The organism is Cecembia lonarensis LW9, from assembly GCF_000298295.1.
Taxonomy (GTDB): Bacteria; Bacteroidota; Bacteroidia; order Cytophagales; family Cyclobacteriaceae; genus Cecembia; species Cecembia lonarensis.
Genome location: NZ_AMGM01000213.1, coordinates 1 through 1,021 on the forward strand (window position 1 = coordinate 1; position 1,021 = coordinate 1,021).

At 62.7% G+C, this 1,021-nt stretch carries 2 protein-coding genes and 1 pseudogene; all 3 read right to left on the reverse strand.

Going from position 1 to position 1,021, the window contains the following annotated elements:
- Nucleotides 1-53: hypothetical protein (locus tag B879_RS23825; protein ID WP_497706789.1), on the reverse strand; the 53-nt coding region annotated here is incomplete at its 3' end.
- Nucleotides 54-127: 74 nt separating this feature from the next.
- Nucleotides 128-607: pseudogene (locus tag B879_RS23830) on the reverse strand (Rieske 2Fe-2S domain-containing protein); the annotation flags it as partial.
- 129 nt (nucleotides 608-736) lie between these two features.
- Nucleotides 737-1,021 (reverse strand): SDR family oxidoreductase (locus B879_RS23835; RefSeq protein WP_040401540.1); only part of this gene is annotated, 285 nt, incomplete at its 5' end.

The following is a 1,021-nucleotide window of genomic DNA, read 5'->3' on the forward strand; positions in this document are numbered from 1 at the left end:
ATGTTCTTGAAGTACTGCGGCATCTGGTAATGCACGTAGAAGAAGTGCGCCATGTCAACGACGTTGCCACGATCTCGCGGCAGTTCGAGCCCTCGACCAGGAAGGTGTTCCAGGACCAGTCGCTCCACTCGTCGGTGCCGAAGCCGGGGATCTCCGGGATGATGACGTCAGCCGGAGGAGGGTTGCCTTCTGGGTCGTTCCAGACGAAGAGCAGGCCGTTCGTCTCCATGGTCTCCCAAGCTGCGGTGCGGGCGCGCAGCGGCACGCGCTGGGCGTACGGCACGTCCTTGCACTTGCCGTCGCCGCCCCAGCGCCAGTCGTGGAACGGGCACGAGATCTCGTCGCCCTTGATTTCGCCCTTGGACAGATCGCCGCCCATGTGGCGGCAGAAGGCATCCAGCACATTGAGCTTGCCCTTGGTGTCTGCCCAGATGACGACCTTGGTGCCGAAGACCTTAACGGTGTGCGGCTTGCCGTTGCGGAAGTCCTTGGCCAGGCCCAGGCAGTGCCAGCCGCGGGCGAAGCGGGTCGGGTTGCTGCCCGCGTCGATGAGGCGAACCTCGTCGAACTGCTCGGCGTCAGTGACTTCTGTCATTTCAGTAGTCATGGCTTCTCCTATTTCTTTGGTGTGGTGCCGGTGAACTGTCTAGCTCTGCCGGTGGGGTAGCCGCGCATCAATGGCTGGGCCATCATCGATGAAGGCCTTGCTGATGCGAGCTGAGGGTCTGTGGGATGCTCAGCGCATGAGCACTTGTCCGCCGTCCACCGGCAGGGAATGGCCGGTGATGTAGCGGGAGTTCTCCGAGCAGAGGAACACGACAGCCGGGCCGATGTCCTTCTCGGTGTCGCCCATGCGTCCCAAGGGAATGGTCGTCATGTATTCCCGTGCTTCCTCGGGGTTGATGCGCTCCCAGTGTTGCAGCGACGGGGAGCTTGCCAGCGGAAGAATCGCATTGACCCGGATGCCGTCGGCCGCCCATTCACAGGCCGCCGTGCGAGTCAGCACACGGATCGCTTCCTT